The sequence below is a fragment of the Pseudomonas sp. PB101 genome (assembly GCF_009764265.1).
Classification (GTDB): domain Bacteria; phylum Pseudomonadota; class Gammaproteobacteria; order Pseudomonadales; family Pseudomonadaceae; genus Aquipseudomonas.
Window position 1 is genome coordinate 15,834 of the sequence record NZ_RWIR01000048.1, and the last position, 13,991, is coordinate 29,824.

The window sequence follows — 13,991 nt, forward strand, 5'->3', positions numbered from 1 at the left end:
CTGGAAAAACGCTATCGCGAGCAAGCTCGCTCCCACAAGGGTTGCGGTGAAGCTGTTTAATTTATTTCAGTACCAGCATCCGATAAACGCCGTCTTCGACTTCGATCCCGTGGGTGTCATGGGTGAAGCCCGGGAAGGATCTGTCGAAGGCTTCCAGTGCCTTGAGGTACGCAAGCAAAGGACCGTCCGCTGGGCCCGCGTTCTCGCCTGGCATGAGCAACGGGATGCCTGGCGGATACGGCACGATACCGGTGGCGGCGAGGCGGCCGGCGGCCTGGTCGAGGGTGACCAGTTCGATGTCGTTGCGCACCAGTTTTTCGTAGGCCTCCACCGGGCTGAACTCGGCTTGTGGCAGGGTGCCGAACGCCTGGGACATGTTGGCGGTGGTCTTGTGTTTCTTCATGGCGGCGAAGATTTCGTCGGCCAGGTCCTTCAGGCCCATGCCGGCATAGCGTCGCTGGTTGGCGTTGTACAGGTCGGGCAGGCACAGCTCCAGTTCGGCGTTGTCGTCGTAGTCGCGCTTGAAGTCGAGCAGGGCGTTGAGCAGCGTGCCCCACTTGCCTTTGGTGATGCCGATGGAGAACAGGAACAGGATGGTGAAGTCGGTGGTTTTCTCGACCACGATGCCCTGGCGTCCCAGGTACGCGGTGACGACGCAGGCGGGGATGCCGTGGGCCAGCAGGCTGCCGTCGTCGCCCATGCCCGGGGCCAGTACCGAGACCTTGATCGGGTCCAGCATGCAGTAGCCGTCTTCGATGTCACCGAAACCGTGCCATACCGCATTCGGATGCAGCACCCAGCAGTTCGGGTCGGTTTTCAGCGTGACCGGGTCGACCTCATGGAACGGCACGGTCGCTGCGCCCACCTGTACGCTCGGCGGCTGCCAGCAGGTGAAGAACCAGTCGTCCTTGCTCAGCATCTCGTTGTGCATGCGCGAGAGCACCTGGCGGAAGCTGATCGCTTCTTCGATCGACTCGCTGGTGAGGATCTGCCCGCTCGGGGCTTCCATCATCGCCGAGCTGACATCGCAGGAGGCCATGATCGCGTAGTTCGGCGAAGTCGAGGCGTGCATCATGTACGACTCGTTGAAACGCGCATGTTCGATCGGGTTACGGCCGTCGCGCACGTGGATCATCGAGGCCTGGGACAGGGCGGCCAGCAACTTGTGGGTCGACTGGGTGGCGAACACGGTCGGCTTGGACTTGTCGTGATCGGCCGGGTTGCCGTGCATGGCATGGCGTCCGGTGTACAGCGGGTTGAAGCGCGCATAACCGTACCAGGCTTCGTCGAAGTGCAGGCGGTCGACGCTTTCGCCCAGCAGCTCCTCGACGCGGGTGACGTTGTAGGTCAGGCCGTCGTAGGTGGAGTTGGTGACGATGGCGTGCACCGGCGTCGGGTCGATGCCTTTCTTGACCAGCGGGTTGCTGGCGATGGCGGCTTTCACGCCTTCGGCGCTCAGGGTCTGCGGCAGGATCGGGCCGATGATGCCGTAGCGGTTGCGGGTCGGCACCAGGTAGGTCGGAATCGCCCCGGACAGGGTCATCGCATGTTCGGCGGACTTGTGGCAGTTACGGTCGCACAGGGCGATCTGGTTGCGCGTGACGCTGGCCATGAGGATGACGCGGTTGGACATCGACGAGCCGTTGGTCACGTAGTACGTGCGGTGCGCGCCGAAGACCTTGGCGGCGTAGCGTTCGCCCTGGCCGATGGGGCCGCTGTGATCGAGCAGCGAACCCAGTTCGCCGACCGAGATCGACAGGTCGGAGCGCAGCAGGTTCTCGCCGAAGAATTCGTAGAAGGCACGTCCGGCGGTGCTCTTGAGAAACGCCGTACCACCGGCATGGCCCGGGGTGTGCCAGGAGTATTCATAGGTGCGGGCAAACTTCACCAGCGCGCCGAACATCGGCGGCAGGGCGGCCTGGCGATAGCGCTCGATGGCGGCCAGGATGCGCCCGCTGAGGAAACCGGTGGTGTCTTCGGGCAGCCAGATGAAGTCGTCGGCGTGTTGCATGACCAGCAACGGAATGCTCGACGCGGTGGTGCGGTCACTGATCAGGAACACCGGCACCCGCGTGTTGCGCTCGCGCAGTTTGACCAGCAGTTTGATGCAGTCGGCGTGGCCTTCACTGGTGTCCATTTCCCAACGGATGAGCACGCACTGGACGGCAGGGTCCGAACGCAGGATCGATGCGGCATCGCTGAGGCTTTCCGAAGCCAGGACGCTGACACCGCGTCCCTCTACGTCGTGGAGCAGGTGATCGAGGGCACGGCCAAACACCGTTCGCTTGTCCGGCGGGCTGCTGACCAGTAGCGCCAGCATGCCCAGCGAGTGTTTATAGTCCGTCATTATTGAACCTCCAGAGTGGCTTTATTCAGATTGTTCACCGGCACTGGCTCGGCAGTGAGGTGCTGCGCGCTGACGGTTTGCGTCGGTACGCTGTTGTTGAGTGCTTCGAGGCGGATCAGGCGGTTGTTGACGAAGCCGAACAGGGTGTAGCCGACGATGGTGGCCACGCCGCCCAGCATCAGCGCCTGCTCACCGGAGCTGTACAGCGCCAGGTAGCTGTAGGCCGCCGCGATCAGGGCGATGACGTTGGTCGCCAGTGCCTTGCCTTCCGGCACGTTGGAGACTTTCTGCATGGTCATCAGTGAGGCCATGGACAGGATGTACGGCACAAGGTTGGTCACCACCGCGAGGTTGACCAGGGTGTCGAACTGTTTGCTCAGGTCGGGACTGATGGTCAGCAGGGCCAGCGCGGTCTGTGCCGCCAGCAGCACCAGCATGCCGACAATCGGCGTTCCCGCTTTGTTGCCCTTGGCGAAGATCGACAGGAAGTAGCCGGTGTCGGCCGAGCTTTTGTACACCTGGGCGATGGTGAACTGCCAACCCAGCAGCGAACCGATGCAGGCCAGCACCATGGCCGCCATCACGATGTCGCCGACCATCGGGGTGAACATCTTGGCGAACACCAGGCCGAACGGCGCGGTGGATGCGACCAGCTCTTCGTTGCCGACGATGCCGAAGATCACGTTGGTGGAGACGATGTAGATCACCGCCGCACCCAGGGTGCCGCCCAGCACCGCGATCGGTACGTTGCGCTCAGGGTTTTCCACCGCGTCGGTGTTGGCACAAGCCGATTCCAGGCCGAGGAAGGCCCACAGGGTAATGGCCACCGAGGCGCCTGCCGCTTCGAACCAGCCTTTGTCGTGAGGGTTCCAGCCAGCGGCGTAGACACTGCTGTCGAACCAGAACCAGCCAATGGTGGACACCAGTACCACCGGTGCAATCACACCCCAGACCGTCACCGCGCCGATACGCCCGGTAATGCTCGCGCCGCCGAAGTTGGCGAAGGTGGTGATCCACAACAGGGCAATAGTGGCCAGGCCTACTTGCAGCGAATCAAGTTTTATCCCGAACAACACCTGAATATAGCCGACCGCGGTAATACTGATCGCCACGTTGGCAATCAACAGCGAGAGGCCATAGGTGTAGTTGGTGATGTAGTTACCTGCTTTACCGAAGGTGTATTCGGCGTAACCGCCCATGCCGCCGGTCTTGCGGCTGAGCATCCCGCATCGCGCAAAGGCGTAGGCCAGAGCGAGGGAGCCGGTGGCCGTTATCAGCCAGGAGAGGATTGAAATCGCACCGACTTCCGCGAGTTTAGTCGGTAGCAGGATAATTCCTGAGCCCAACATGTTGACGGCGGTCAACATTGTCAGTTGCCCCACACTCATTTTCTTTGCGACTGACATTCCGTTGCCTCACTTAGTTGGCGATTGAGAACCTTAGCTATAGCAAAGGTTTGAGAACTCGCAAGAAATAGGCGAACCCCACCGCGCTTTTTCATTTATTTGCAGAAAAGGCAGGATGCTGGCCCCCAAATTTCCAGGTTCTCTGCAAAATTACTTTGTTTTCAGTTGGTTAGATAGGTCGAAATGCGCAAGATATGGATCGCGTTAATCCCGCTAATAGTTGCGGGCATAGGCAACTCGGCTCAAGCAAAAGAATTAGCCGCCAATGATCAGTACATGTGCAGTTGGGGCGCAGGCACCGCTGCAAGGGCACAGGAACTCAAGCTTTCAGGCGTTTCCCTGTACGCCGCACGGCAGAAAATCCAGGCCTACAAGTTCGCCAAAACCTGGATGCGCATGATGGCACTTGGCATTACAGAGCAAACTTATGACAGTCCGTCGCGATTGAAACCGACCGCCGTGCGGCAGAGCTTTCATGAGGACTGCGTCAGGTACAAGTTGGCACGTAAATAAACAAGGGGCGGGCGCCGGTCGGATCGACCACGGCGCATGGCTGTGACGACTATATTGATTGACCATCCCGGCAATCGGATGGGGTGTAAAACCGGTTTCTTACAACTCAATCAGGAGGTCACCATGAGCCAGATCGATAAAGTGTTGTACACCGCCCAGACCCACACCACCGGCGGGCGTGACGGCGCCGCCCGCAGTTCCGACGGGATCCTCGACGTGAAGCTGTCGTCGCCGGGCGCGGGGGGCGGCGGTACCAACCCCGAGCAACTGTTCGCTGCCGGATGGTCAGCCTGTTTCATCGGCGCCATGCAGGTGGCGGCCAGGGAAATGAAAGTGGCGTTGCCCAAGGATGTCGCCGTCGATGCCGAAGTCGACCTGGGCACCAATGAAGGCGGCTACCTGCTGCAGGCGCGGCTCAATGTCAGCCTGCCGGGGCTGGATCGTGAAACCGCACAGAAAATTGTCGACACCGGGCACCAGTACTGCCCGTATTCGAAGGCCACGCGCAACAACATCAACGTCGTGCTCAAGCTGGTTTGAGTCGACGGGCGTTCACCATTTCTGTAGGAGCTGGCTTGCCAGCGATGGCGACCACGAGATCGGCGCAAGGCTCGAGGGCAAATCGCCGGCAAGCCGGCTCCTACACGGTGTCACGCGTGCATCAATTCATCTTGCTGTGATCGTGCGCCATCGAGCCGTGATCCATGGTGCCGATCGCCTTGGCAACGGCCTCAACCTGAATCGACTCTTTCGCGCCGCTGGCGTTTTCCACGGTCAGGGTCAGCGGCACCTTGTCGCCTTCCTTGATCTGCCCCGTCAGGTTCATCAGCATGACGTGGTAGCCATTGGGATCGAAGCTCACCGCTTCACCGGCGGGCAGCGCGACGGACTGCACTTGCTGCATTTTCATGACGTCGTCTTTCATGCTCATTTCATGAATCTGCACCAGCCCGGCCACCGGCGTTTGCACGCTCAGCAGTTTGCTGTCGCTGCTCGCGGTGACCGTCATGAAGGCGCCGCTCGACGGCTGGCCGGCTACGGTGGCGCGAACCCAGGCGTCGTCGACGCGGGTTTGTGCCGATACCGCAAAGGCCAGGCCGATCAGGGACAAGCCCAGCGCCAGTTGCTTGCAGCGTTGAGCGATACGGCTTTTAACCTGTGGGGCATTCATTTCAGCAAACCTCCATCACAGTGAGCAGGTCTTCTGCGCACTCTTTGGCCGTCAGGGACGCGGACAGGCCCAGGCGCAGATTGCCCCGGGAGTCGAAGACATAGCTTGTCGCGGTATGGGAGAGGGTATAGGTATCGCCGCTCGGGACTTTTTCAAAGAACACGCCGAATTCCTTGGCGGTCGCGGCGGTTTCTTCCAGGGTGCCGTACAGCGCTTCGAAACTCGGGTCGAATGCCTTGACGTACTTGTCGAGCAGTTCCGGGGTGTCGCGTTCAGGGTCCAGGGTAATGAAGACCACCTGCAACCTTTCGCCGTCGCGCCCCATCAGCTTCTTGGCCTGTGCGGCACGGGCCAGCGTGGTGGGGCAGACGGCCGGGCACTGGGTGAAACCGAAGAACACCATCGGCATCAGGCCGCGATAGCTGCCCAGCATGCGGGTTTCGCCCTCAGGGTTCTTGAGCTTGAAATTACGCCCCATGATCTTGTCGCTGAGATCTTTGCCGTACTGGAACGACAGCTTGCTGCTGCCGTCGCAACCGGCGAGCAGGCCCAGGCTCAACAGGCCCATGCCTTGCAGGACAGTTCGGCGGGTATACAAAGTACTCATGGAAAAAAGCATCCTGTTGAACAGGCTGAAACTGACAGCGTGGTGACTGTACAGACGAAAAAATCGTGGGGATGTTACCAAACTGTGCCGGTGGCGGAGGGGTGGATACGACCATTGGACCTTTGCTGCGGCGCGACATAGTGTCGCGCCATCGGGGTGAAAGTGCTCTTGTGGTGAGGGGGCAAGCCCCCTCACCACAGGCAGCCCCCCTCACCACAATTTATCGACGCAAACTCGCGCAGTGATCCTGTTCCGGCTGCGCAGCGGTGTACCACACGTAATCGGCGCTCTGGGCGGTCACGGTCTTGCCCGCTTCCGCGAGGATCAGCACGGCATTGCCCTCGCCGGCACCGAGGTCCTTGAGGTGCAATGGCACTCCCAGGTCCTTGCGCACGTGGAAGGCCCCGGCCAACAGCAACGCCGGTGTCGGCGCGGCCATCAGGCGCTCGGCCATGCGCCGGTCACGCTGTTGCTGCACGGCGAGCATGGCCGGCATCTGTGCTTCGGGCAACAGGCCGCAATGGGATTCGCGGATGTCCTCGAGCAAGGTCGCCTGTACCTGTCGGGTGGTGGACGCTTCACCGGTGAGCACCGGGCGCTGCTTGTAGATCTGCATGATCTGCGCGCGGTCCAGGTTCGCCGCCAGCAGCGGATAGGGTTGGCGCAGCGCGTAGGTGACGAGGGCGCCATACACGCTCCAGTCCCAATTGGCCTGCCAGGCCAGCGCCTTGAACGCATCGGCCGGTGGCTGTCCGGCGCGGGTCGCGGCTTGCGCGGCATCGACTTTGGTCTGTTGGTCGGGATTGAGCATTTCCATCAGCAGGCTGCCCTGGGCGCGTTGTGCCGCCAGCTCGCGCAGCAACCACAATTGCAGGGCATGGTGGTCCGGGTTGTCGTGTTGTTCACCGACCAGCACGCGCGGCGCCACGGCCAAGCGTTCGACCAGTTCCTGCGGGGTCAGCGTGCGACCGCTGGCCAGTTCGCGGATGACGCCAAGGTCGGCGTGATCGCGCCCTTGCGGGGCAATCGGCGCCGGGGGCGGCGTTACAGAATGGGTTTGGCAGGCAGCCAACAGGCTGAACGCACACAGCAACAGAAAGCGCATCGGTTTTCCTTGATAGATAGAGACCCCCTCGATCAAGCAAGGAGGGGGGGGCGGTATCAGCGCGCGATGATCAACGGATGGCCGCGTTCCGGATGCTGATGAATCAGCACCTCCAGGCCATAGACCGCCGCCAGCGCTTCGGCGGTCAGCACCTCTGCCGGTGGCCCGTAGGCGTGGGGCAGGCCTTGTTGCAGCAACAGCAGTTGATCGCAGTAGCGAGCAGCCAGATTGAGGTCGTGCAGGATCACCAGCACCGCGGCGCCGCGCTCGGCGAAGTCGCGCACGGCTTGCAGGATGGTGTGCTGGTGCAGCGGATCGAGCATCGACGTCGGCTCATCGAGCAGCAGGGTTTGCCCTGCGGCCCCCGGCCAGAGCTGAGCGAGCACCCGCGCCAGATGCACGCGCTGGCGTTCGCCGCCGGACAGGGCCAGGTAGCTGCGTCCGGCCAGATGCAGGGCGTCGGCGGCTTTTAACGCCTCTGCGACGATTTCGCCATCGCGCACGCGGCCGCTGGCGTGAGGCAAGCGCCCCATGCCCACGACTTCATTGACCGAGAAGGCAAAGTTCAGGCTGGAACTCTGCGGCAGCACGGCCAGGCGTTTCGCCCGTTCCTGTCCCGGCCAGTCGGCGAGCGGGCGTTCGTCGAGGCTGACCGTGCCTTCGCTGGTCGGCAATTCGCCGCACAAGGCTGCGAGCAGGGTGCTTTTGCCGGCGCCGTTCGGACCCAGCACGCCGAGCACTTGACCGGGGTGCAACTGGATATCGATGTTCGCCAGTACCGTGCGGTTGCCACGACGTACCAGCAGGTTGTTTGCCCGCAGCATCAGGAACGTCCTCGTACCAGCAAATAAAGAAAGAACGGCGCGCCGATCAATGCCGTCACGATGCCGATCGGCAATTCAGCCGGCGCCAACAGCAGGCGCGCAGCCAGATCGGCCAGCAACAGCAGGCTGGCACCGGCCAGTAGCGACGCGGGCAGCAGCACCCGGTGATCCGGGCCGACCAGCAGACGCATCAGGTGCGGTACCACCAGGCCGATAAAACCGATGAGGCCGGCCGCCGCGACGGCCGCGCCGACGCCGAGCGCCGTGCACAGCACCAGCTCCAGCTTGATCCGTTCGATATCGAAGCCCAGGTGCCGGGCTTCGGATTCGCCCAGCAGCATGGCATTGAGTGCCGCAGCGCGACGTGGCAACCACAGCGCCACGCCCACGGTGACGATCAGCAATGGCCACAGGCGTGGGTAACTGGCGCCGTTGAGGCTGCCCAGGTTCCAGAACGTCAGGGTGCGCAGGGTCGCGTCATCGGCCAGGTAGGTGAACAGCCCCACGCCGGCACCGGCCATGGCCGTCATCGCCACGCCCGCCAGGAGCATAGTGGCAACGTCGGTTTGCCCGTTGCGACGGCCGAAGCGATACACCACCGCCGTGACGATCAAGCCACCGCCGAAGGCGCAGAGCGACAGCAGATAAGGCTCGATGGCCGCTGGCACGCCGCCGAGCAGGCTGCCGCCGACGATGGCGAGGGCCGCACCGAGTGCCGCACCGCCGGAAACGCCGACCAGGCCCGGATCGGCCAAGGGGTTGCGGAACAACCCCTGCATGGCCACGCCGGACAACGCCAGTACCGAACCGACGGCGATGCCGAGCAGGCTGCGTGGCAGGCGAATCTGCCCGAGGATCAATTCCGCCTGTTGCGTGTCGCCACCGTCCAGCGGCAACCCGAGCAGACGCATCCCGGCCAGCAGGGTATCGCCCAGCGGCAGGCTGACCGGCCCGAGGGCCAGGGACAGCCAGAACACCAGCAGCAGCAACAACAGCAAAAAGATCAAGGTCGGACGCGGCCGAAAAATGGCCGTCATGGGTTGATCCCGGCGGTCCGGGCCCGGGCCGACAGTGTCTTGATACGCATCGGGATTATTCCTTGGCCGATCAGAGGGCGGCGATCATCGAATTATTCGTCGCGGGTGATGATGCCATCGACATCCGGCTTACGCACAGGTCATGGTCGGTCAACTTGCAACCCGTGTTGATTGATCATGAGGATAACTTGTGATCATCACGATTAAAATGAGTTTGTCTCACTCTTCGGTACTGTCGACAATGACTCCATTGAACGCATTGGAGTTATTTGACATGGCTTTGGCCCATTCCCTTGGATTTCCGCGCATTGGTCGCGACCGCGAACTGAAAAAGGCTCAAGAGGCGTTCTGGAAAGGCGAGCTCGACGAAGCTGGTCTGCGCGCCGTTGGCCGTGACCTGCGCAAGAGCCACTGGGACTTGCAGAAAAAGGCCGGCATCGAACTGTTGCCGGTCGGCGACTTCGCCTGGTACGACCAGGTCCTGACCCATTCGTTGATGTTCGGTGTGATCCCCGAGCGTTTCCGCCCGCACGATGGCAAGGCCAGCCTGCAAACCCTGTTCGGCATGGCCCGCGGTGTCAGCGACAGCTGCTGCGGCGGCGCGCACGCCCAGGAAATGACCAAGTGGTTCGACACCAACTATCACTACCTCGTGCCTGAATTCAGCGTCGACCAGCAGTTCCAGCTCGGCTGGGATCAACTCTTCGAAGAAGTCGAAGAAGCCCGCGCCCTGGGGCACAACGTCAAGCCGGTGATCATCGGCCCGCTGACTTATCTGTGGCTGGGCAAGGCCAAGGGCGGCGAATTCGACAAGCTCGAATTGCTCGATCGCCTGCTGCCGCTGTACGGCCAGATCTTCCAGCGTCTCGCCGCACAAGGCGTTGAGTGGGTGCAGATCGACGAGCCGATCCTGGTCCTCGACCTGCCGCAAGACTGGAAAAACGCCTTTGAGCGCGCCTACAACCTGATTCAGCGCGACCCGCTGAAGAAACTGCTCGCGACCTACTTCGGTGGACTGGAAGAGAACCTGGGGCTGGCCGCCAACCTTCCGGTGGACGGCCTGCACATCGACCTGGTGCGTGCGCCTGAACAGTTCCCGACCATTCTTGATCGGTTGCCGACCTATAAAGTGCTGTCGCTGGGCGTGGTCAACGGTCGCAACGTCTGGCGCTGTGACCTGGAAAACGCTTTGGCCACCTTGCAGCACGCTCATGAGCGTCTGGGTGATCGCCTGTGGGTGGCGCCATCGTGCTCGCTGCTGCACAGCCCGGTCGACCTGGGCCGTGAAGACAAGCTCGATGCCGAACTGAAAAGCTGGCTGGCGTTTGCCGTGCAGAAGTGTGAAGAAGTGGCGGTGCTGGCGCAGGCGGTCAACGACCCGGAAGCGCCGAAGGTGCTTGAAGCGCTCAGCCAAAGCCGTGCCGTACAGGCTGCCCGTGCGGCGTCGCCACGCATTCACAAACCGGCTGTTCAGGCTCGTGTGGCCGCGATCAGCGCCAGGGACAGCCAGCGTCACTCGCTGTTTGCCCAGCGCATCGGCAAACAGCGCGCCGGTCTGAACCTGCCGCTGTTCCCGACCACCACCATCGGTTCGTTCCCGCAAACCGCGTCGATTCGTCTGGCCCGGCAGTCGTTCAAGCAAGGCAAGCTGAGCGAAGCCGAATACACCGAGGCGATGCACAGCGAGATCCGTCACGCCGTGCAAATCCAGGAGCGCCTGGGCCTGGACGTGCTGGTGCACGGTGAAGCCGAACGCAACGACATGGTCGAATACTTCGCCGAGCAACTCGACGGCTACGTGTTCACCCGCTTCGGCTGGGTCCAGAGCTATGGTTCGCGCTGCGTGAAACCGGCGGTGATCTTCGGCGACCTGAGCCGTCCGAAAGCCATGACCGTGGAGTGGATCCGCTACGCCCAGGGCCTCACTGACAAAGTGATGAAGGGCATGCTGACCGGTCCCGTGACCATGCTGATGTGGTCGTTCCCGCGCGAAGACGTGAGCCGCGAAGTGCAGGCCCGGCAACTGGCCCTGGCGATCCGCGACGAAGTGGTCGACCTGGAAGCCGCCGGCATCAGGATCGTGCAGATCGACGAAGCCGCGTTCCGCGAAGGCCTGCCGCTACGCCAGGCGCAGTGGCAGCACTACCTGGACTGGGCGACCGAAGTGTTCCGCCTGTGCGCCTCTGGCGTGCGTGACGAAACCCAGATCCACACCCACATGTGCTACAGCGAGTTCAACGATGTGATCGAGTCCATCGCCGCCATGGATGCCGACGTGATCACCATCGAAACCTCGCGCTCGGACATGGAGTTGCTGGATGCGTTCGAAGCCTTCGCCTACCCCAACGAAATCGGCCCGGGCGTGTACGACATCCACTCGCCACGCGTGCCCGATTCCGCGGAAATGGCCGGCCTGCTGCGCAAGGCCGCCCAACGCATTCCCGCCGACCGCCTGTGGGTCAACCCGGACTGCGGCCTGAAAACCCGCGGCTGGCCGGAAACCGAAGCGGCGCTGGTGCACATGGTCAATGCGGCGCGCCAACTGCGCAAGGAATGGGCCTGACGGGTCGGTGGCTACACCACTGAAACCTGTGGGAGCGAGCTTGCTCGCGATAGCGGTATGTCTGCGGCATCAATGCTGGATGTGCCGACGTCATCGCCGGCAAGCCGGCTCCTACAGTCGTGGCTCGGCCACCAACAGCAACGACTGCGGCACGGGGCTTTGTGGGTGCTGCGGTTCCTGCAGGGCTGCCAGCGTAAAGCCCGCCATGTCCAGGGCATTCAGCCAACTGGACAGGGTGCGGAAATACCACGGCATGGGCTGCCACTGCCCCTCGAACGCGGAAAAGGTTTCTTCCCGCCAGCCATCCTGATAATCGCCTGCTGCAGCTGCCCACGGGTGCGGCGTCTGGATCAACAGCGCGCCGCCGGGGGCGAGCAGGCTGTTCATGGCGGCGAGCAGGGGGATGATGTCCTGATGCAGCAGGGCGAAGTTGGCGCAGATCAGGTTGTAGTCGCGGCCGATGTCGACCTGCGTGTCTGCCAGATGCTCATAGCTCGCCAGATGCACCGGCGCAGCGCCCGCCGCCCGTGCCGCTTCCACCAGCGTTGCATCGCCGTCCACACCGACCGCCTCGATGCCACGGTCAGCCAGCGCCCGCAACAACCAGCCTTCGCCACAACCCAGGTCGAGCACACGCTCAGGCTGGCGACCCAGCACCGCCAGCAGGATGGCCTGGTCGGTGACCTTGAGGCGGCTTTCGATGCTGCCCGTGCGGATCGCGTCGATCCAGGCCCGGGCATTGTGATGCCAGCTGTCGAGGAGGGTGGATTCGGGGGCAGGCATATCGTTGCCCCGCTAGGGTCTGGAGGTGGCGGCTGCCAGATGATAGGCAACCAACGCGTTGGCGTGCCCATGACCCATGCCGTGTTCGGCCTTGAGCCAGGCCACCAGCTCCATGTGTTTCTTGTCGCTGACGGTTTTAAGCAGGTCCAGCCAATGGCTGACCGGCTGCCCATACTTTTTCTCGATTGACGGGAAGTACGAAGCCGGTCCTTTGGTTTTGGTCTCTTCGGTCACGATGCAAACTCCCTTTCCAATGATCTGAGTTCGATTGCAGCGCCGATTACGTTACTGATTTGCCGTCGGTGAGTCCATCGTTCGAGCCGTCGATTTCGAAGTCAGTAGTTCATCCCGTCATCAATCGCGATGCCTTGGGCACGCATGCCCTTGATCAACTCGCTGCGGGTGCCCGGCAGGTTAAGCATGGTCTTGGCGCGTAACGCCGTGACTTCTTCGGCGGTGTAAGGCTGATAGTCGGCCGGCAGGCTGTCGCCCGCCATGCCGTCTTTGCGCATCAGCCAGTTGAGCAGGTCCGCCAGTTGCGCGTTGTCCAGCGCCGACTGCGACATGCCTGGCACGCGCACGAGGAATTCGCGGCCGCCCGGAACCTTCAGGAAGTTGCCGACAAAGCCCTTCATCCGTGGTGTGTCGTTGGCGGCGGAACCCGTGCCGTCACCCAGGTGGCAACCGGCGCATTGCAACTGGTAGTTGACGCCGACGCTGTACCCAGCCTGGGCAATCGGGGTTTGCACCGATTCATTACCCGGCGCGTGATGCTGGTTCGGGTCGGGAATGGCCCGGGCCTGGGCGAGCGGGGCGCCGAGGGCGCAGACGAGACCGAGCAATATCAAACTACGCATGTAACTAACTCCGCTGATGACCGTTTTGACTCTGGATCCCCTGTAGGAGCGAGCCCGCTCGCGAAGAACTCAAGGGCGACGCGTTAAACCAGATAACCCGCGTTATCGTTGACGTCCTTCGCGAGCAGGCTCGCTCCTACAGAGGTAAAGAGGTACAGAGGTACAGAGAACAGCTAAAAAAAAACAAAAGCAGCCACAGAAAAAAAAGCCGCCGGTTGCGCGAGCAACCGGCGCAAAGCGCGTTTTTTAAACGGCGACGCCGCGGATCACCGATACGGTGCAGTGATAGATGTGCGATTTGGCGGCCAGGCACCAGTTCACATCGTTGTTGTTGAACGGGCGGTAAGCCGGTTCTTCACTGTCGTTACGGGTGCAGGCGCACTGGGCGCAACTTTGTTTACCGCAGCAGTCGTTGTACGAAATGATGTAGTCCTTGCCGTCGGCCGGGTTGCGGCAGGTGCCGATCCAGGTCACTTGCGAGGCTTCGGTGCCCGGAGGGCAGGAGGTCACCGACCCGCCGCAGCAGCTGCACAGAAAGCCGTCGATGGAACAGTAGCGCCAGTAGTCGCAGCTGTTCGGATCACCCGGGTCGCCGGCCTGCGCAGGTTCCGCGGCCAGGGCCTTGCTGGTGCGATCCAGCGGCAGCAGCAGGGGCAGGGCGGCACCGGCCACCATCAGCGAACCCATGCGTGCCAGCAGTTTGCGGCGCGACGTGGTGTCGGCGACACGGCGGGACGAACGCTCAAACAACAGATCCAGCAGTTTCATAAAGGTCTCC

General features: G+C 62.3%; 14 protein-coding genes. 3 read left to right on the top strand and 11 right to left on the bottom strand.

Annotated elements, in window-relative coordinates; genetic code table 11:
• Positions 1 to 61: 61 nt before the first annotated feature.
• Positions 62 to 2,347, bottom strand: a complete 2,286-nt coding sequence (locus EI969_RS14045; RefSeq protein WP_160388338.1) for an Orn/Lys/Arg decarboxylase N-terminal domain-containing protein — start codon at positions 2,345 to 2,347, stop codon at positions 62 to 64.
• On the bottom strand, positions 2,347 to 3,753 hold the full coding sequence (gene potE / locus EI969_RS14050; protein WP_160388339.1) for a putrescine-ornithine antiporter: 1,407 nt from the start codon (positions 3,751 to 3,753) through the stop codon (positions 2,347 to 2,349). The genes EI969_RS14045 and potE overlap by 1 nt, the downstream gene beginning before the upstream one ends.
• A gap of 183 nt (positions 3,754 to 3,936) precedes the next feature.
• Between potE and EI969_RS14055 the strand changes: the two genes are divergently transcribed.
• Positions 3,937 to 4,266, top strand: a complete 330-nt coding sequence (locus tag EI969_RS14055; protein WP_160388340.1) for a hypothetical protein — start codon at positions 3,937 to 3,939, stop codon at positions 4,264 to 4,266.
• 123 nt (positions 4,267 to 4,389) lie between these two features.
• Entirely contained in the window at positions 4,390 to 4,806 is a 417-nt protein-coding gene (locus tag EI969_RS14060; RefSeq protein ID WP_150719327.1) for an organic hydroperoxide resistance protein, read from the top strand.
• Between the two features lie 121 nt (positions 4,807 to 4,927).
• Here the strand turns inward: EI969_RS14060 and EI969_RS14065 are convergent, their stop codons facing one another.
• The 5 genes from EI969_RS14065 to EI969_RS14085 all read right to left on the bottom strand — a co-directional run bounded on the left by EI969_RS14065 (position 4,928) and on the right by EI969_RS14085 (position 8,956).
• A complete protein-coding gene (locus EI969_RS14065; RefSeq protein WP_160388341.1) occupies positions 4,928 to 5,437 on the bottom strand; it encodes a copper chaperone PCu(A)C in 510 nt (169 codons plus the stop codon).
• 1 nt (position 5,438) lies between these two features.
• The gene (locus tag EI969_RS14070) at positions 5,439 to 6,044 is read right to left on the bottom strand and encodes an SCO family protein (protein ID WP_150719325.1); all 606 of its coding nucleotides are present in this window, start codon (positions 6,042 to 6,044) and stop codon (positions 5,439 to 5,441) included.
• Positions 6,045 to 6,264: 220 nt separating this feature from the next.
• Positions 6,265 to 7,149 (bottom strand): ChaN family lipoprotein, encoded by an 885-nt coding sequence (locus tag EI969_RS14075; RefSeq protein WP_160388342.1) that lies wholly within the window; start codon positions 7,147 to 7,149, stop codon positions 6,265 to 6,267.
• Between the two features lie 56 nt (positions 7,150 to 7,205).
• Complete coding sequence (locus tag EI969_RS14080; RefSeq protein ID WP_160388343.1) at positions 7,206 to 7,973, bottom strand: heme ABC transporter ATP-binding protein; 768 nt, start codon at positions 7,971 to 7,973, stop codon at positions 7,206 to 7,208.
• A complete protein-coding gene (locus tag EI969_RS14085; protein ID WP_160388371.1) occupies positions 7,973 to 8,956 on the bottom strand; it encodes an iron ABC transporter permease in 984 nt (327 codons plus the stop codon). Before EI969_RS14085 ends, EI969_RS14080 begins: the two co-directional genes overlap by 1 nt.
• Positions 8,957 to 9,284: 328 nt before the next feature.
• Between EI969_RS14085 and metE the strand changes: the two genes are divergently transcribed.
• Complete coding sequence (gene metE / locus EI969_RS14090) at positions 9,285 to 11,573, top strand: 5-methyltetrahydropteroyltriglutamate--homocysteine S-methyltransferase (protein WP_160388344.1); 2,289 nt, start codon at positions 9,285 to 9,287, stop codon at positions 11,571 to 11,573.
• A gap of 111 nt (positions 11,574 to 11,684) precedes the next feature.
• Here metE and EI969_RS14095 read toward each other — a convergent pair whose 3' ends face one another.
• From EI969_RS14095 to EI969_RS14110, 4 genes are all read right to left on the bottom strand, one after another.
• Positions 11,685 to 12,356: a bifunctional 2-polyprenyl-6-hydroxyphenol methylase/3-demethylubiquinol 3-O-methyltransferase UbiG gene (locus EI969_RS14095; RefSeq protein WP_160388345.1), complete on the bottom strand. Its 672-nt coding sequence runs from the start codon at positions 12,354 to 12,356 to the stop codon at positions 11,685 to 11,687.
• Between the two features lie 12 nt (positions 12,357 to 12,368).
• Entirely contained in the window at positions 12,369 to 12,590 is a 222-nt protein-coding gene (locus EI969_RS14100; protein WP_160388346.1) for a DUF4287 domain-containing protein, read from the bottom strand.
• Positions 12,591 to 12,691: 101 nt separating this feature from the next.
• Positions 12,692 to 13,213 carry a cytochrome C gene (locus tag EI969_RS14105; protein WP_160388347.1) on the bottom strand — a complete coding sequence of 174 codons (522 nt, stop codon included), beginning with the start codon at positions 13,211 to 13,213 and terminating at the stop codon, positions 12,692 to 12,694.
• A gap of 246 nt (positions 13,214 to 13,459) precedes the next feature.
• Positions 13,460 to 13,981 carry a methylamine dehydrogenase light chain gene (locus tag EI969_RS14110; RefSeq protein WP_008050506.1) on the bottom strand — a complete coding sequence of 174 codons (522 nt, stop codon included), beginning with the start codon at positions 13,979 to 13,981 and terminating at the stop codon, positions 13,460 to 13,462.
• Positions 13,982 to 13,991: the final 10 nt, after the last annotated feature.